We start from the raw sequence: 17,237 nt of genomic DNA, 5'->3' as shown, positions 1-17,237 counted from the left end.
TCAGCGAGAACGCACCCGGGCGGCCTCGCGGACGAGGTGGTCGCGTTCGGCCGTCGACGTGGCCTTCTCCGCGGCGGCCGCGTACAGGTCGCCGGCACCGACGAGATCACCCGACCGCTCGGTGAGGTGCGCGAGCGCGGCTGTGTACCTGGGCAACTCGGGGTCGAGCCCGGCGAGGGCGGCGAGGCCCGCCCGGGGACCGTCGGCCTCACCGACGGCGACCGCCCTGTTCAGCCGGGCCACCGGACTGTCGGTGAGTGCGACGAGTTCGTCGTACCACTCGACGATCTGCACCCAGTCGGTCTCGTCGGTGCTGGGGGCGTCGGCGTGCAACGCGGCGATGGCGGCCTGGACCTGGTACTCCCCCAACCGATCCTGTGCCAGCGCGGCCTGCAGGACGGTGACACCCTCGGCGATGAGCACGGTGTCCCACCGCGACCGATCCTGCTGCGCCAACGGGATCAATCGGCCCGATGGCCCCGTCCGAGAGGCACGACGTGCGTGGTGCAGGAGCATCAGGGCGAGCAGGCCCGCCACCTCGGGGTCGTCGGACATCGTCGCCAGCGACCGCGTGAGTCGGATGGACTCCGCGGCCAGGTCGACGTCACCGCCGTACCCCTCGTTGAAGACGAGGTAGAGCACCCGCAGCACGGTCGCGAGGTTCGACCGGCCGTCGAGACGGATCCCGGCGATCGTCTTCTTCGCCCGACTGATGCGTTGCGCCATGGTCGATTCCGGCACCATGTACGCCTCCGCGATCTGACGGGTGGTGAGCCCGCCGACGGCGCGCAGCGTGAGCGCGACCGCCGACGCCGGCGCGAGGTCGGGGTGCGCGCAGAGCAGGAACATCTGCAGCGAGTCGTCGGAGTCGGCGGCGGGGCCCGGCTCCGGTTCGGCGGCCACCACGTCCTCGCGACGACGACGGGCCGACTCCGATCGGACGAGGTCGAGGAAGGCGCGCCACGCGACCGTCGTCAGCCATGCCCGCGGATCCCGTGGCGGGTCGTGCGGCCAGGTCGCGATCGCCGACACCAACGCCTCCTGCACGGCGTCCTCGGCCGACGCGAAATCTGCTCCGCGTCGGACGAGGACGCCGATCACCGCAGGGACCAGCGCCCGCAGCTCGTCGTCCCCGACGGTGTCACCCCAGGACATCGGATCGCGTCAGTCCTCGATGCGCGACGGGTTCTCCAGGAACGGCCGGAGTTCGAGCCACTCGTGGATCGGTTCGCCCCCGGCGCCGGGGGCCGCGGACAGCTCCGCCGCGAGCTCCAGCGCGCGCTCGTGGGAGTCGACGTCGATCGCCATCCACCCCGCGATGAGGTCCTTGGTCTCGGCGAACGGCCCGTCGGTGACGGGCGGACGGCCCGGCCCGTCGTAGCGGACGAACGTCCCCTCGGGCGAGAGCGCCTGGGCGTCGACGAACTCCCCGGTGCCCTTCAGCTTGTCGGCGAAATCGTTCATGTACTGCATGTGGGCGTCGACCTCGTCGGGCGTCCACCGGTCCATCGGCTCACAGCCGGTCGCCGGGGTGGGGCCGCCGCGGTAGTGCTTCAGTATCAGGTACTTCACGGTTCTCTCCTCGCGTTCGTCGCGACGCCGATGCGTCGCTCGCACCCCTGGGACGTCACCGTCGCACGGTTCTCGACATCGTCGACGACATTCTTTCTCGACGATCCTTCGCGTCGACGAGCGATGTGCGATGTCGGTCCGGCAGCCCCTGCGCACCGGCCATACTGGACACGCTCGACGACCGGCGTCGGCGGTGCAGGAAGAGGGCGGCATGAAGAAGCTGGTATTTGCGGCGATCGCAGCGGGGGCACTGGTCCTGGCCGGATGCTCCGACTCCGACTCGAACACCCCGAACGCCTCCGGGGGCGGTGCCGAGTCCGCGTCGCGCGGCGCGGACTCGATCGGCAGCGCGGCCTCGAGCGCCGCGGACGCCGTGGGTGGCGCCGCATCGGGCGCGCGGGACGCCGCCTTCATCGGTGCGCTCGGTGTCGGCAACCTCAAGTTCGGCAGCGACGACGACATGAAGTCCGAGGCTCGCGACGTCTGCTCGAGCCTCGGCGACGGCAAGAGTGCGGCCGACGCCGGCAACGACGTCAAGGACAAGTACAACGGCGACGACTCGAAGGCGAAGGGCTTCGTCCGCGCCGCGGTCACCGCCTACTGCCCCACCGAGGTCGGCAAACTCATCTACTGATCTCCGCTTGACCCTCACGCTGCGTGCGACTCCACGATCGGTGTCACCGGCGCACGGTGCGCCGGGTGAGGAGATACCGAGATGACCGCGGGTGAGACATATCGGGTGGGCTGCCTGGCCGAGCTGACCGGTCTCACGGTGCGGGCGCTGCACCACTACGACGAGCTCGGACTGGTGCGTCCGTCGGGTCGGACGTCGGCCGGGTACCGGCTGTACGACGAGTCCGACGTGCAGCGGCTCTACCGGGTGATCGCACTGCGGTCGCTCGGGCTGCCGCTCGATCGGATCGCCGACGTCCTGGACGACGCGTCGTCGGTGGCGTCGACGCTCGCCGAGCACGACCGCGCGGTCGCAGAGCAGATCGCTGCGCTGCAGGCCGTGCGGTCACGCATCGCGATCGGTCTCGCGTCGGTGCGGGACGCCCGCGGGTCGTCGTCGGATCTCCTCGACGTGATCAGAGAGGTGATGACGATGGACGAGACGATGAGCCGCTACTTCGACGCCGACCAGCTCGGTGCGCTGCACAGGCGACGCGAGACGGTCGGCGACGAGCGGATCGCGCAGGTGGAGAGCCGGTGGCCGGGTCTGATCGCGGAGGTCGATGCCGCGATCGCGGAGGGTGTCGACCCGGCGTCACCCCGGGCGGTGGCGCTCGCCGTCGAGTGGATGGGGCTGCTGGAGGAGTTCCACGGCAACGACCCAGGGCTCAGGGAGTCGCTGTACACGGTGGCGCACGACAACGCCGAACTGCAGGCCGACCCGTCGGCCGAACCGATGTTCGCCGGCCCGTCGAAGGAGCAGATGGAGTTCATCGGCGCCGCCTACGAGCACCGGTCCTGACCGGTCAGGCCCCGACGGCGTACCCCGTGACGCGGACGACGGCGGCGGTCTTGCCGTCGGCGCTGACGGCGGTCACGTCGACGACGGCCGTCCCCCGACCGGCACGCACGATCCGAGCCTCATAGCGGGCGTCGCCCCCGGTGGCCATGGGCCGCAGATAGTTCGCACGGATCGCACCGGTCGACAGCGGTGCCGTGCGACCGCGGTTCATGGTCACCGACGCCACGGTCTCCGCTGCGGCGACGATGATCCCGCCGTGGACGATCCCGATGCCGTTCTGCAGGCACGGATCCGGGAGCGCCACGACCGACTCGCCATCGGTCACGTCATCGATGGATGCACCGAGCCCCAGCATCAGCGAGAGGTCGTCGCGCTCCCCTCCCGACAGGCCGTCGGCGGGCATCGCGCCCAGGGGCGTCGCGGCACCGGGGACGGGCATGGTCCGAACCGTCCCGTACCCGACGACGGCTCCGTCGACCGCGATCGTGCTGGAGGCCATCGCCGTCGCCGCGTCCACGGCCACGGTGCGTCCGCTCGACGTGGCGACATCGGCCGTCGACGGCAGCGGCGCGACGAGGTCGACGGACAGCTCGCTGGTCACGGTCGCGCGATCGCCGCCGAACGCCAGGAAGTCGGCGGTCCCGCCGGCCGAGTCGACGAGCATCGCCAACAGTCCGGCGCTGACCGCGCCGGTCGCCGGGTTACGCCACCGACCGATCGGCATCTGCATGACCAGCTTCTCCGACGAGGAGGCATCGGGTGCCGGCGACAGCTCGAAGCGGGTCTCCGCAGGATCGTGGAACTGCTCGGCGATGCTCACCCAGGTGGGGACGGTCGTCATCGCGTGATGGTATCGACCTCGCGGGGGTCCTCCTCCGGCCGCACGTGCGCATCGTGACGCAGGAACCGCACCCCGTATCGCGCCAGCGCTCGCAGCGGGACGGGCGCGGGCCAGTGCTCGGACCGGAAGTGCGCGTCGGTCCCGCCGTCGACGACGACCATGCTCCCTGCCATGTCGACCGCGGCCGGGCCGAGCATCATCGCGATCCAGGCGGCCATGGTCTCCGGGGTGCCGTAGTGCCGGGTCGGGATCGGGAACTGCCGTACCTGGCCGGCGTTGCGGCCCTCCAGTTGCGATCGCAGGAGTGGGGTCATCACGGCCCCCGGCGCCAGGATGTTGAGGTTGACGCCGGCGCCCGCCCAGGAGGGGGTGACCGCGGTCCGGCGGGCCCAGCGCGTGACGGCGATCTTCGACGCCGCGTAGGTGAACGCCGGGGACGCCGGCCCGAACCTGCGCAGCACGCGCACCGCGCCGTCGACGTCACCGGCGATGAGTCGCCGCACCGCGACTCTCGGGACGAGTGGCGTGGTGGTCGACGAGTTGGAGCCGAGGACGACGGCCTTGCCGCCCGCGGCCTCGAGCGCCGGTCGCCAACCCGTCAACAGCTCGATGACACCGAGGACGTTCACCGTCGCGACCAGGCGTTCCCCACCCGGCGTGGGTCCCAGCCCCGCCGCCATGACGGCGCCGTCGAGGTGACCGTCGACACGGTCGAGCACCTCCCGTGTCGCATCGGCCCGACCCGCCGCCGTCGACAGATCCGCGACCACGTCGGCCGCCTTCCGGTCGACACCGACCACGCGATGGCCGTCCGCGGTCAGTCGCGCCGTGACCGCCGCACCCATGCCCGACGCACTGCCGGTCACCGCGAACGTCCCCATCCGGGTCTCCGATCTGCTCGACATGCGCGGCCACCGGTTGACCGAGCGCTTGGTCGGGCTCACGGTACCGCGGCGTCGGCGGCCTCAGACGTCGTCGGGGTCTCCCAGGAGGTCGACGAGAGCGGGGGATGCGAGCCCGAAGTTCCGCAGCCGGTCGAGCGGCATCGACCCCACGAGGGTGAGCAGGTCGGATCCGGCCATGTCTCCCGCGCCCTCGGGCATCGACGACGCGAGTGCCTCGGCGACGGCGGGGTCGGCGATCGCCTCGGCGAGCGTGGACTGCCAGGTGAGCGGGAGGTCGACCTCGTCGCCGGCGATCTCCACCGACGCCTCGAGGCGGATGTCGCGACTCGAGGCGCCGACCTCGACGTCCCGGGGTCCGCCCTCGACCACCCACGCGTCGATCCGGACGTCCCAGTGGGCCAACTGCGATCGCGGGACGGTCACCGACACGCGCTGCGTCGCGTCCGGGACCAGGTCGTCGGTGACGGCGAACGCGGCGAGCTCCCGCGGGGGCCGGACGACGGCCGAGCCGGTGCGCGCCGTGTAGACCTGCACGACCTCGCGGCCGGTCACGGCACCGGTGTTGGTCACGGTCACCGCGACACGCAGACCGCCGTCGTCGACGTCCACCGACAGGTCCGAGTACGCGAAATCGGTGTAGGACAACCCGTGTCCGAACGGGAACGTCACGGGTAGACCCCGGGCGTCGAATCCGCGGTACCCGACGAAGATGCCCTCCCCGTACCGGACGTGCGAGTGCTCGCCGGGGAAGTCGAGGAACGACGGGCAGTCGGCGAGCCGCACCGGCACCGTCTCCGCCAGACGCCCGGACGGGTTCACGACACCGAACAGCACATCGGCGAGCGCACCGCCGCCCGCCTGTCCCAGCAGGCCGCCGTCGACGATGGCGGGCACCGCGTCGACGATCGGCGCCAACCGCACGACGCCGCCGTGCGAGAGCACCACGACCGTCCGCGGTTGGGCGTCGACGACGGCCGCGGCGAGTTCGAGCTGGTCGGCGGGGAGCTCGATGTCGGTGCGATCGAAGCCCTCGGACTCCTGACGCTCACCCAGTCCGAGGAACAGGACGGCGACGTCCGCGTCGGCGGCCGCAGCGACGGCGGTCGCCCGCAGTGCCGCGGCGTCGTCGGATCCGTCGGTGGTGAAACCCCTGGCGCTGGTGACGATCCCGTCCCCGGCGAAGGCCCGGATCTCGTCGATGGGGATGTCGACGCGGGTGGCGTTCACGTGCGAGCTCCCGCCGCCCTGGTACCGCGGGGCCTGCGCGAACTCGCCGATGACAGCGATCCGGGTGCCAGGTGTCAACGGCAGCAGCGGCTTCTCGTCGACGTGTCGGTCGTTCTTGAGCAGCACGACGCAGCGGCCGGCGACCTCGCGGGCCAGTCGGTGGTGGGTGTCGTGGTCGACCGTGATCGCCTCGTCGTGCCCGGCCCGCGTGCGGTCAGCGAGTGTCGCCATGGCCGATGCGGCCCGGTCGAGAGACGACTCGTCGAGAACGCCGGACTCGAGCGCCGCGATCACCGCGGCGTCTCCCGTTCCGCCGTCACCCGGCATGGTCAGGTCCAGACCCGCACGCACGGCGGCGACGCGATCCCGGACGGCACCCCAGTCGCTGACGACGAGGCCGTCGAAACCCCATTCGTCGCGCAGCAGTTCGGTGAGCAGCCATCTGTTCTCGGCGGCGTGGACGCCGTTGATGCGGTTGTAGGAACACATGACCGTCCACGGTCGGGCGACCCGCACGACGTGGTCGAACGCGCGGAGATAGATCTCCCGCATCGGTCGCGCGTCGACATCGGAGCTGGACCGCATGCGGTCGGTCTCGGCGTTGTTCAGCGCGAAGTGCTTCAGCGACGTGCCCACGCCCACCGACTGCACCCCGGTCACCCAGGCGGCACCGAGGACCCCGCTGAGCAGCGGGTCCTCGGAGTAGTACTCGAACGATCGGCCGCCGCGGGGATCACGCTTGATGTTGATGCCGGGACCCAGGAGTACGTCGACGCCGAGGGCGCGTGCCTCCCGACCCAGCGCGACCCCGACCCTCTCGACGAGATCGCGGTCCCAGCTCTGTGCGAGCCCGACGGCCGGCGGGAAGCAGGTCGCGGGTTCGGAGTCGGCCAACCCGAGATGATCGCTCGCACCGGTCTGCTTGCGGACGCCGTGCGGGCCGTCGGTGAGCACCAGCGACGGCACGCCACCGACAGCCTCGGTGGACCAGAAGTCGGCGCCGCGCGTGAGCGTCGTCCTCTCCGCGATCGACAGTCCGTCCTCCGGTTCGCGCCCCTTCTCGGCCATGGCACGAGGCTACGGACGCGGCCGACGCCTCAGGCGGTGGTGACGCCCTCGCGGATGGAGTCGTCGATCGTCGACTTCGCCCCACCGACCCGGTAGTCGGCGCCGCGATGGTTGTCGGGCAGTCGATCACCCCGTCCGAACAGCTTGTGGCGCAGCGTGCCCGGCGTGTACTCGCGCTCGTAGCTGCCGCGCTTCTCGAGCTCGGGGATCACGTGCTCGACGACGTCGGCGAACGTGCCGGGCGTGACGGCGTAGGCGAGGTTGAACCCGTCGACGTCGGTCTCGGCGACCCATTCCTCGAGCTGTCGCGCGATCGACTCGCCCGACCCGACGAGGACCGGGCCCATCCCACCGATCCCGCCCCAGGCGGCGATGTCGCGGACGGTCCACTCCTTGCCGTCCGGGTCGGCCTGGGAGAACGCCGCGACCGCCGACTGGATGGCGTTGGACTCCACGTTCCCGATCGGCTCGTCGAGGTCGTAGGCGGACAGGTCGATGCCCATCCACCCCGACATGAACACCAGCGACCCCTCGGCGCTGGCGTACTCGCGGTACTGCGCCGCCTTGGCCTGGGCGGCCTCCTCGGTCGCGTCGGTGATGATCGTCAGCAACGTGTAGATCCGCGCGTCGTGTGCACCGCGGCCGGCCGCGACGAGCTCGGCGCGGATCTTCCCGACGACCGATCGCAGGATCTCCTTGGTCGGTGCGGCGACGAAGATCGCCTCGGCGTTGCCCGCCGCGAACGCCATTCCGCGCGGCGAGGCACCGGCCTGGTAGATGACCGGCGAGCGCTGCGGCGACGGCTCCGACACGTGGATGCCGGGCACCGAGTAGTGCTCACCCCGGTGGCCGATGTGGTGGACCTTCGCCGGGTCGGCGTAGACGCCCGCCTCACGGTCGCGACGGACCGCGTCGTCCTCCCACGATCCCTCCCACAGCTTGTAGAGGACCTCGAGGTACTCGTCAGCGTGGTCGTAGCGGGCGTCGTGCGCGAGTTGGTCGGTCTCGCCCAGGTTCCGCGCCGCCGACGGCAGATACCCGGTGACGACGTTCCAGCCGATCCGCCCCTTCGTGAGGTGGTCGAGCGTCGACATCCGTCGCGCGAACGGGACCGGATGCTCGAACCCGGTGCCGGTGGTGATGCCGAAACCGAGATGCTCGGTCGCGTACGCCATGGCCGAGACCAGCAGCAGCGGATCGTTCACCGGCGTCTGCGCGCCCTGGCGGATCGCCGCGGTGTCGTCACCGGCGTAGACGTCATAGGTGCCGAGCACGTCGGCGATGAAGAGGCCGTCGAACCCGCCCGTCTCCAGCAGCCGGGCGAGCTCCACCCAGTAGTCGATGGTGGTGTAGTCGGCCGACCTGTCGTCGGGGTGACGCCAGAGCCCCGGCGACTGGTGGGCGACACAGTTCATGTCGAAGGCGTTGAAGCGGATGGGTCGGGCCATGCTGCCCACCGAACCCGACGACATCGTCGGCGACGACGGTTGCGCCCACGCTGAGGCAAACCGTGCGGCCCGCGTGTGCGGGCCCGTGACCGTGGTCGCCTACCGTGGTGCCCCGAGGAGGTCTGGTCATCGATGGGTAGTCATGCGCGCCATGGGTTGTTGACGGTCCGCGACGCCGTCCGCGCCGACCCCGACCGGTTCGCCCACGACTTCTACACACGACTGTTCGCGGCCGACCCCGATCTGCGCGACCTGTTCCCCCTCTCGATGGCCCACCAGCGCGAGGCGCTCGTCGGCGTCCTCGACCACGTGCTGACGTCGTTGCCGGACACCGCGACCCACACCCAGCTCATCGACACGCTGTCCCAGCTCGGGCGCGATCACCGCAAGTTCGGTGTCACCGGCGCGCACTACGACGTCTTCTGCCGCACCCTCGTGGACCATCTGGCCGCCACCACCGGCCCCGATCTCGACGACGACATCGCCGCGGTCACGACGCAGTCGATGTCGCTCGTCACCGGCGTCATGCGGGGTGCGGCGCAGACCGCCCCCGGCCCGGCGACGTGGCAGGCGCGGGTGGTGAAGAAACACCGACTCACGCGGGATCTGGCCGTCGTCCGCCTCGTCGCCGACGATCGCGAGCACTTCCTCGACGCCTTCGCCGCGGGCCAGTACGTCGAGGTGTCGGTGCCGCAGTGGCCGCGCGTGTGGCGACACCTGTCCCCCGCGCTCCCCCCGAACCCCAACGGCCACCTCGAGTTCCACGTCCGATCCGTGCCCGGCGGGAGCGTCAGCGCGTCGATCGTCGGCGAGACCGCGGTCGGTGACGTGTGGACACTCGCGCAGGGCCACGGGACCCTCGCGCCCATGCCGGGCCGCGAGACGCTGATGGTCGCGGGCGGGACGGGGATCGCGCCGCTGCGCGCGCTGCTGGTGCAGATGGCCCAGCGGGCCGACACCTGCCCCACCCACCTGTTCTGGGGTACCCGGTACCCGGGCGAGTTGTACGACGCGCTCAGCCTCACCGGCCTGGCCGGGGTGAACCCGTGGCTGTCGGTGACGGTGGTGTCGGAGACCGAGACCGACCCGTGGTGGCTGACGAGCACCGTGGACCTGTCGGTGCCGGGTGTCGACCACCGGATCGGACGGGTGGCCGACGTCGTCGTCGACTCCGGCGACTGGTCGGGACGTCAGGTGCTGGTGGCGGGGTCGTCGTCGATGATCGAGGCGACCCGACGCGCTCTCGTCGTCGCCGGCGTCCCGGACCGCGACATCGACCACGACCCGGTCTGAGGGCTCTCTAGGGACTCGCCGGAGCTGCTGCGGCGGACGAGCCATTGTCCGGCGGGGGTGCCTGTGAACCACTGTCGACCGGGGCAGACGAGCTGGTGGGCGGCGGTGTCGCCGTGCGCGTGACGGTCTGCCGAGGCGGGGTCACCGTGACCGTCTGCTGGGGAACCGGCGGGGCGTCCTGCGTGGTCTCGGGCGCCTCGTCCTGCGTCTGGGTGGTGGGGGTCGTCGAGCGTGGTGTCGACGCCGGTCGCGACGAGGTCGTCGTCGGGGTGGTGGTCGTGGTCGTGCTCGACGACGGGGACGCAGGCGTCGGCGACGACTTCTCGTCGTCGGCGACGAGCACCACGATGACGACGACCACGGCGAGGATCAGGGCCGCGAGCGCGGCGCCGACGAGGATGAACCAGCGGTTGCGGGCGGCTCCGGACCGCAGGCGGGTGCGACCGTGCAGCGCCGCGCCGTGCGCAGCCGAGTAGATGGGCGCCTCGGCGATCTGCACGGGCAGCTGCGTCTCGTACTCGAGCGCGGCGGCGACACCGGGCACCGACGCCCCGGGGCCGACGACGAAGACACCGGTGCGCCCCGCCTCGGTGGCGGGCAACAGTCGGAACGCCTCGGAGACGGTCACGGCACCGGACGGCTCGGTGACGGGCTCGCGTCGTCCGCCGCCGGGCAGCTGGATCGCCCCGACGACGGTGGCGGTCTCGGTGTCGACGGCGGCGATGGACAGCTCGTTGAACGGCACGGCGTCGTCGGCGAGGTCGATGACGACGACCTGACCGCGCTGATCCGACTGTGCGGCGGCCACGTTCGCGAACGCGAACGGCGTGTCGGTGACGATGGTGGTCCGGTACCAGGCCGGGTCACCCGACGCGCCCGCGGTGATGGTGTTGTGCAGCGCCACCTGCGTGCTGCGCTGGGCGCACGCGACCGTGATCGACTCGACCTCGAACGGGACCGTCTCCACCAGCTGCGTGATCGCGTCGAGGACGGACTCCGGGGTGGCGTCGGCGAGATCGGCGGTGTTGCGGGCCAGGACGTTGCCGGTCTCGGCCTCCATGATCACCGACGCGACCTGCAGGTCGGTCACCGAGACACCGAGCACCTGACCCATGACCGCCCACCTCCTCGCGCCGTCGTGAGCGTGCGGTCGCACTGCCCTGCCGTCGTCGCCCGATCCGACCGGACCCGACACTATCGGGCGCCGCGGCCCCGGCAGGAGTCCGGCTCGCCGGAATCGGTCCACCGGCCTGCTCGCGTTCACCCCGGCGGTGGGGGTGGTGCCGTCTAGGCTCGGATCCCGATGACCCCCGACCAGCCGTCCGGCCGCCCGTCCCGTCCGCCGGTGTCCGTGACTCCGATGCGCGACCCCGTCGACCCCACGCGGCCCCGCGCCGTCGACGCCGCTCTGGGTGTCTGGGCGCTGACCCTGGTGGGCCTGGTGATCTCCGCCGCCCTGGTCGCGTTGCGGCAGGACCGTGTGCGTGCCGCCCTGCGGACCTCGGTCTCCGACGACCGCCCGACCACCGCACCCGGTGACATCCGCGCCGCGGTCGACATCACGGTCATCGGTGCCGGCGCGCTGGTGGTGGTGATCCTCCTGCTGGTGATCTACGGATCGGTGCGGATCCGGGAGCGCCTCGCGGGATCCCGCGCCACCCTGACCACGACGGGCGTCCTCACCGTGGTGGTCACCATCGCGTTCTGGGTGGCTGTCGCACCCGCTCGCGACGACCTCGGACCGGTGATGGTGGTCCTGCCGTTCGTGGTGGCCGCGCTCGCGGCCGTCGCGACAGGACTGTTGTTCCTCCGCCCGGTGTCGCAGTGGCTGGCGGCCGCGCCGAAGAGGTGACCTCGCACCGTGTGGCCCGCACGGGCGTCACGACATGCGGTGCACCCCGGTCACACCGGGCGATGTCGCGACAGGCCGTCGCGGGCGACCCGTAGTCGCTGCTGGATGCGCTCAGCGGGTAGTCGGCCGCTGATCTGCAGCGACGCCAGTCCGTGGGCGGTCGCCCACGCCACTTCTGCGCTCGCCGCCTCGGCGCCGGGGAATGCGGCCTCGATCGCCCGGAACGCCCGACGGAGCGGCTCGGGCCCGCTCCCCGTCCCGAACTCGAGCCCGGAGGGCAGCGTGAACATCGCCTCGTAGATGTGCGGGTGCGCGGTCGCGAAGTCGAGATAGGCCTGCATCCGGGTCAGGGGCTCCGGCTCCACCGCCTCCAGAGCCTCCGCGATCGCGACGAACCCGTCGAGTGCGACGGCGTCGACGAGTGCTTGCCGCCCATCGGGGAACGCGGAGTACAGCACGGGCTGTGTCACGCCGATCTCGGCGGCGACCCGCCGCATGGTGACTGCCGGCCACCCTTCCGACGCTGCGATCGCGCGAGCGGCTCGCATGATCTTGCCGCGTCGGACATCGAGATCAGGTGCGGGGCGCGGCGACATGGACCGACTTTAACAGAGTTACCTAACAGCGATAGACGACCGAGACAGATAGTGCTAACGTCGTTACAGAACGCCGTTAGACAACAACGAGAGGTCGATCCGATGACACCTACCGCACTTGTGGTCGCACTTGCAGGATGCGTGGCCATCATGGCCATCGGCGCACGGTTCCTCCTCGCACCCCGGGTGGCGCTGGCGGGATTCGGGGTGTCCGGGGATCGCCCCCGGGCGCTGACGAGCATCAAGGGTGTTCGCGACATCTCGTCGGGGATCGTCCCGCTGGTCGTTCTCGCGGTCGGCGGGACGCACGTCTTCGGCTGGGCGTTGGTCGCCGCCGCGATCACCCCGATCGGTGACGCCGTCGTCGTCGGCACCAACGGCGGCTCGGCGCGACAGGCACTGAGCGTCCACGGCGCCACCGCGCTCACACTCCTCGCCGCCGGCCTCCTCCTCGCACTTCTCTGACCCGCGCACTTGTGACCCACTGCGATCCCGTGATCTCCCACGAAAGGACCACCCCCATGAGCGTCCCCTCCCCGGCCACCGAGCCGGACATCGTCTCCGTCGTCCGCGCCTTCTACGAGCCGTTCCGAACAGGTGACACCTCGGTCTACGACGACGTCCTCGCTGCGGACTGGGTGGACATCCCGCTCGCGCCCGGCCAGGAGCAGGGCCCCTCCGGCATGGCCGCCCAGATCGGGCTGTTCCGTCGCGCGATGCCCGACTACAGCGTCGTGCACGAGGACCTCATCGCCCAGGGCGATCGGGTCGCGGTCCGCAACACCGTCAGCGGCACCCACCAGGGAGCCTTCATGGGGATCGAGGCCACCGGCAGGCGCATCGAGATGCGCACGATGGACGTCCACCAGGTCCGCGACGGTCAGATCGTCGTCACCTGGCATCTCGAGGATTTCGCCGGCCTGATGGGACAGCTCACGGCTCCGGCCGATGCCCCGACCCGTCCGGCCTGGGGATGATGACGGAGCCACAAGGGTTGCGCAGCCGCCGGAGGACCCTAAGGAACCGCAGGACGGAGTAGGTCCAGCCGAGCAGCAACACGCCACCGCCGTCCGAAATGGCTCATCGCCGCGATCGGGTTCTGCACAGGCGCAGCCGTTTTCGTGTTCTTCGCCGTCGTCGTGGTCGTCCCGTTCGGAGCGAGCATGCGCGACTTCGACTGACACCCGTCATCGCGATCGCATGCCGGCACGGTGTTCGCACGCCGTCGCGCCGTTCGCATGCCGCCGTGGGCATGCGAACGGCGCGGGAGCATGCGAACGACGGCAGATCATGCGAAGGCGACCCGACTCGCCCGCGTGGTCGCGACCTCGCAACCCGAACCCGACATCGCACCCGGGATTCCGCGGGCGAACCCCGCGCACGGTTGCGAAACGGCTAACGCGACAGGTTCGCGAGCACACCCTCCGCGCTGCGCGCCGCCGCCTCGCACGCGAGCGCCGTCGGGCGTTCCAGCAGCGGGTGTTTCGCGCGTGCGCGCCACGTGCGGACGGCATCCAGCGCGGCCGCGCGGATCATCTCGGTGTCGGCGTCCGCCGGGAGACCCAGTCGGATCGCCGGGTCGGTCCCCATCCCACCGACGACGCGCGTCAGGTCGGTGAGATGCTCCTCGGGCAGGCGGATCCTCCCCGAACGAAGACGCCCCAGCAGCCGGAGTTCGGCGAACCCGTGCACGTCGGCGAGCATCCGGGCGGCGTCGTGGCGGAGATCGTCGGCGCCGGCCGCACGGCTCCCGGCGAGGATGCGTCCGACGGCGACGAGCGCCGAGTGGCACTTGAGCTGCTCGGCACGTTGCCCGAACTGCACGTCCACCACCGAGCGCAGCTCGTCGAGACCGCTGCGGTCAATCAGTTCCGCCGCCAACGTCGGAGAATCCGGGGTGCCCAGGCGGATCAGCGTGACGGCCAACCGGATCCCGAACATCCCGAACCGGTCGAGCAGCGCCGCGCGATCGGCCGGCGGAACCGGCAGAACGGTGGCCGCAGAGGCGAACCGATCGGCGGAGAGCAGGGCCAGGTCGAGGTCGTCGGGGGCGACACCCGCCAGGGCGACCAGCGCGCGGTACTCGACCTCCCGCATCGTGCGCGCCGCCAGCGCGACCAGACCGGCGACGGGGACGACGGCCTGACACAGTCCGGTGCGCTCGAGCTCGCCGGCGAACCGGGCCGCGACGTCCCTCGCCGACATCATCGCGTCCATCCGACCGGACCCGATCTCGTCGGCCCTGGACACCACGCCGACGACGCCCAGCGGACCGGTGTCCCGGCCGATCGACTCGTTGATGCGTCCGAGCATCGCGGTGTCGGTGGCGGACAGCGTGCGCAGCAGATAGACGACGGCGTCGGCACCGGACTCGGCGTCGTCGGGGGTGAGCATGTCGACGGTCTGCGCCGAGACCTCCCGGGACAGCGACGCGGTGCCGGGGGTGTCGATGATCGTCGTGGACCGCAGTGCCGCCGCTGGCCAGGTGACGTCGAGGCGGGACACGCGATCCGACGTGAGCGTCCCGAAGTCGAAGGTCAGACGGCCTCCGGGTCGCAGCACCGGGATGGACGTGGTGCGGTTCTCGTCGTAGGTGGCGGTGACGGTGGGCGTCGGCCCCTGGCGGTACCAGGTGACCACCCGCGTGCACTCGGTCGCGTCGGTCGGGGCGATGTCCTGGCCGACGAGCGCGTTCAGCAGCGTCGACTTGCCCGCCTTCAGCGACCCGGCGAGCGCGATCCGCAGCGGCTCGTCGAGGCGTTGCGCGCACTCGTGCAGCCGACCGTAGGTGTCGGGGTCACGGGCGTGCGCCTGCAGTGCCGCGTCGATCAGGGCGCGGGCGCGGTCGAGCGTCCTCACGCCTGCAATCGTGACTGATCGGAGGAGTGGCGTCCCGACTGGACCGCGGGACGGGTGGGTCCCGCGGCCACCTCGAGGCGGTCGGACACGGTCCGCAACGCGGCGACGGCGCGCAACTGCTGCTCGAGCTCGGCCGTCCGTGACGCACGCAGCGACGTCTGCGACTGCGCCGCCTCCTGCGCCGCGCGCAGGGACTCGCTCACCGACCGGGCGGCCTGATCGGCGACGTCGACGAAGTGGTCACGCAGTTCGCGCTGGACATGTCGCAGGCGGTCCCGCGACTCCTTGCCGACCTGGAAGCTGACGTCGTCGGTGAAGGCGTGGATGGCCTGCTTGGCCTTCATGCGTCGCTGGTCGACGCGGGCACCCTTGTCATCCCGATAGGCCTTCGATCCGAGGAGCACGCCCGCGCCGACGGAGATGGGGTTGATGAGCGCGAGGCCCATCAGCGTGGTGATGAGACCGAACATGAGGACGCCGCCGTAGGAACCGCGGAGCCCGATGAGCGCCTTCTGGCCGATCCCCAGGCGCCCGGACTCGAGGTCGGCCAACTCGGTGACCGGCGCGAAGACACCGTCGATGTCGGCGATGTCGAGATCGGGCAGTTGTGTCTTGGCGGTCTCGGCGAAATGGTCCGCCACGCGTCCTGCGAGCCAGGCCGCCTGCTCGTGCGCCCACACGAAGTTGTCGCCGACGGCGGAGGCGATCTGGTCGGCCAACCATTCCGAGAGCTGCGGCCAGTCCTTGCCGGGATCGCCCTCGTCGACGGCCTTCTCCGCCTCGCGGGTGACCGCGCGCAGACGATCACGCAGGTCGTGGTCGACGTCGCCGGCGAGGTCGGCGATGCCGTCGGCGAGGGTCTGCTGCCACCGCGACGTCCGCTGCTGCATCTCCTCCGCGGCGGTCTGCGCCCGTCGCAGCCCGTCGAGGGCGGCGGCCGCGGTCTCGGGATCGCGCAGGGCCGCGAGCTCACTGCCGAGGGTCAGCGCGAGATGCTCCGACACAGACCGGAGGTCGAGGGCGACGGACGCGCGGGTGGTCTGTTCGGCGTGGGCGACGACCCTGTCGCGTAGAAACGCGTACAGCTCCGTGAACCCCGACTCGGCCATGAGCCCGGCGTCGTTGCGGCGAAGTGCGTGGCTGCGCAGGAGGGAGCTGATCGGCAGGAGGGGGACGTCGATGCCCTCGCGCGCGAGATGGGCACCGTCGGCCTCGACGATCCGTCGCCAGTGCGGGTACAGGTCGGTCTTGGACACCAGGCACGCCACGGTGGGGCACAACGCGGTGACCTGCTTGAGGAACGCCACCTCGGGCTCGGTGAACTCCTGGCTCGCGTCGGACACCATGAGGACCGCGTCGGCCGAGGGGATGAGTCCCAGCGTCGACGCGGCATGCGGGTTGCCGTGACCCCCGACGCCGGGGGTGTCGACGAGGACGAGTCCGTCGGCGAGGAGCGGATTGGGGGCCGACACCTCGAGTCGGATCACCGGGCGACCCTGCGCGTGCGGCGTGTCCGGGGTGATCCCGCGGATGTCGGCGACGGGGATCTCCACGGTCGTGGGTTCCGCACCCGGCTCGTCGAGGACCAGATGAGCCGCGGCGGTCGTGGCGTTCTGCACAAGCGTGGGCACGGCGGTCGTCTCGTCGTCGCCGACGGAACACACCTCCATGTCGAGCAGGGAGTTCACGAACTGGCTCTTGCCCTGTTTCAGCTGTCCCACCACGACGATCCGCAGCCGGGGGTCGACGATGCGCGTGCGTGCGCCCTCGAGCCGGGCGACGAGGTCCTCACGGTCGAGCCCGGCCGCCACCTGCGACATCTGGCGGAGGAGCTCCTCGAGCTGCGCTTCCGCGGACGGCTGGGCCGGGGTACCGGGTGTGACTGGCGTGGGCTGCATGGTGGGCGGGGGGGGATCCTTCTCGGTTCGGGGACGTCCGACGGGGGCCGAGACCACACCGGCCCCGCACGCTGAGCGTACGGGGCCGATGCCGTCACAGGACCTCGAGACGGCAGTTCGGGGCAACCGCCTGTCGGTCGTGACCGGCTTGTGGGGGCGGGCGCCGACCGCGGCCGTTGAGGGCCGTCGGTGGCGTCCGCGGGA

16 protein-coding genes are annotated in these 17,237 nt (G+C 71.3%); 6 read left to right on the top strand and 10 right to left on the bottom strand.

Annotated features, from left to right (window positions below; all coding sequences use genetic code 11):
• Positions 1 to 1,155: an RNA polymerase sigma factor gene (locus LX14_RS09770; RefSeq protein WP_253647020.1), complete on the bottom strand. Its 1,155-nt coding sequence runs from the start codon at positions 1,153 to 1,155 to the stop codon at positions 1 to 3.
• Between the two features lie 9 nt (positions 1,156 to 1,164).
• Positions 1,165 to 1,572, bottom strand: a complete 408-nt coding sequence (locus tag LX14_RS09765) for a YciI family protein (protein ID WP_253647019.1) — start codon at positions 1,570 to 1,572, stop codon at positions 1,165 to 1,167.
• A 211-nt stretch (positions 1,573 to 1,783) separates the two neighbouring features.
• Here LX14_RS09765 and LX14_RS09760 point away from each other — a divergent pair, with 211 nt between their 5' ends.
• Positions 1,784 to 2,206 carry a DUF732 domain-containing protein gene (locus LX14_RS09760; RefSeq protein ID WP_253647018.1) on the top strand — a complete coding sequence of 141 codons (423 nt, stop codon included), beginning with the start codon at positions 1,784 to 1,786 and terminating at the stop codon, positions 2,204 to 2,206.
• Between the two features lie 81 nt (positions 2,207 to 2,287).
• Positions 2,288 to 3,046, top strand: a complete 759-nt coding sequence (locus LX14_RS09755) for a MerR family transcriptional regulator (RefSeq protein ID WP_253647017.1) — start codon at positions 2,288 to 2,290, stop codon at positions 3,044 to 3,046.
• A gap of 4 nt (positions 3,047 to 3,050) precedes the next feature.
• Here LX14_RS09755 and LX14_RS09750 read toward each other — a convergent pair whose 3' ends face one another.
• The 4 genes from LX14_RS09750 to LX14_RS09735 form a co-directional block, all read right to left on the bottom strand.
• Positions 3,051 to 3,887, bottom strand: a complete 837-nt coding sequence (locus LX14_RS09750) for a PaaI family thioesterase (protein WP_253647016.1) — start codon at positions 3,885 to 3,887, stop codon at positions 3,051 to 3,053.
• On the bottom strand, positions 3,884 to 4,768 hold the full coding sequence (locus LX14_RS09745; RefSeq protein ID WP_253647959.1) for an SDR family oxidoreductase: 885 nt from the start codon (positions 4,766 to 4,768) through the stop codon (positions 3,884 to 3,886). Before LX14_RS09745 ends, LX14_RS09750 begins: the two co-directional genes overlap by 4 nt.
• Positions 4,769 to 4,852: 84 nt before the next feature.
• Positions 4,853 to 7,087, bottom strand: coding sequence for a glycoside hydrolase family 3 C-terminal domain-containing protein (locus tag LX14_RS09740; protein ID WP_253647015.1), 2,235 nt, complete (start codon positions 7,085 to 7,087; stop codon positions 4,853 to 4,855).
• Positions 7,088 to 7,116: 29 nt separating this feature from the next.
• Positions 7,117 to 8,535 (bottom strand): LLM class flavin-dependent oxidoreductase, encoded by a 1,419-nt coding sequence (locus tag LX14_RS09735; RefSeq protein ID WP_253647014.1) that lies wholly within the window; start codon positions 8,533 to 8,535, stop codon positions 7,117 to 7,119.
• Positions 8,536 to 8,667: 132 nt separating this feature from the next.
• Here LX14_RS09735 and LX14_RS09730 point away from each other — a divergent pair, with 132 nt between their 5' ends.
• Positions 8,668 to 9,828, top strand: coding sequence for an FAD-binding oxidoreductase (locus LX14_RS09730; protein WP_253647013.1), 1,161 nt, complete (start codon positions 8,668 to 8,670; stop codon positions 9,826 to 9,828).
• Between the two features lie 7 nt (positions 9,829 to 9,835).
• On the opposite strand, the gene LX14_RS09725 is transcribed toward LX14_RS09730, so the two are convergent.
• Positions 9,836 to 10,942, bottom strand: coding sequence for a DUF7159 family protein (locus LX14_RS09725; protein ID WP_253647012.1), 1,107 nt, complete (start codon positions 10,940 to 10,942; stop codon positions 9,836 to 9,838).
• 189 nt (positions 10,943 to 11,131) lie between these two features.
• Here LX14_RS09725 and LX14_RS09720 point away from each other — a divergent pair, with 189 nt between their 5' ends.
• Positions 11,132 to 11,680, top strand: a complete 549-nt coding sequence (locus tag LX14_RS09720; RefSeq protein WP_253647011.1) for a hypothetical protein — start codon at positions 11,132 to 11,134, stop codon at positions 11,678 to 11,680.
• Positions 11,681 to 11,730: 50 nt separating this feature from the next.
• Here the strand turns inward: LX14_RS09720 and LX14_RS09715 are convergent, their stop codons facing one another.
• Positions 11,731 to 12,276: a TetR/AcrR family transcriptional regulator gene (locus LX14_RS09715; RefSeq protein WP_253647010.1), complete on the bottom strand. Its 546-nt coding sequence runs from the start codon at positions 12,274 to 12,276 to the stop codon at positions 11,731 to 11,733.
• Between the two features lie 102 nt (positions 12,277 to 12,378).
• Between LX14_RS09715 and LX14_RS09710 the strand changes: the two genes are divergently transcribed.
• Together LX14_RS09710 and LX14_RS09705 are read left to right on the top strand one after the other, a co-directional pair.
• On the top strand, positions 12,379 to 12,741 hold the full coding sequence (locus tag LX14_RS09710; protein WP_253647009.1) for a DUF4267 domain-containing protein: 363 nt from the start codon (positions 12,379 to 12,381) through the stop codon (positions 12,739 to 12,741).
• A 56-nt stretch (positions 12,742 to 12,797) separates the two neighbouring features.
• On the top strand, positions 12,798 to 13,253 hold the full coding sequence (locus LX14_RS09705) for an ester cyclase (RefSeq protein WP_253647008.1): 456 nt from the start codon (positions 12,798 to 12,800) through the stop codon (positions 13,251 to 13,253).
• A gap of 418 nt (positions 13,254 to 13,671) precedes the next feature.
• Here the strand turns inward: LX14_RS09705 and LX14_RS09700 are convergent, their stop codons facing one another.
• Together LX14_RS09700 and LX14_RS09695 are read right to left on the bottom strand one after the other, a co-directional pair.
• Positions 13,672 to 15,135, bottom strand: a complete 1,464-nt coding sequence (locus LX14_RS09700; RefSeq protein ID WP_253647007.1) for a dynamin family protein — start codon at positions 15,133 to 15,135, stop codon at positions 13,672 to 13,674.
• Positions 15,132 to 17,033 (bottom strand): dynamin family protein, encoded by a 1,902-nt coding sequence (locus LX14_RS09695; RefSeq protein WP_253647006.1) that lies wholly within the window; start codon positions 17,031 to 17,033, stop codon positions 15,132 to 15,134. Before LX14_RS09695 ends, LX14_RS09700 begins: the two co-directional genes overlap by 4 nt.
• Positions 17,034 to 17,237 lie beyond the last annotated feature (204 nt).

Source organism: Williamsia deligens (genome assembly GCF_024171765.1).
In the GTDB taxonomy this organism is placed as follows: Bacteria; Actinomycetota; Actinomycetes; order Mycobacteriales; family Mycobacteriaceae; genus Williamsia_A; species Williamsia_A deligens.
Note: the sequence above shows the minus strand (reverse complement) of the source record. Positions and strands in the feature narration are given on the sequence as shown.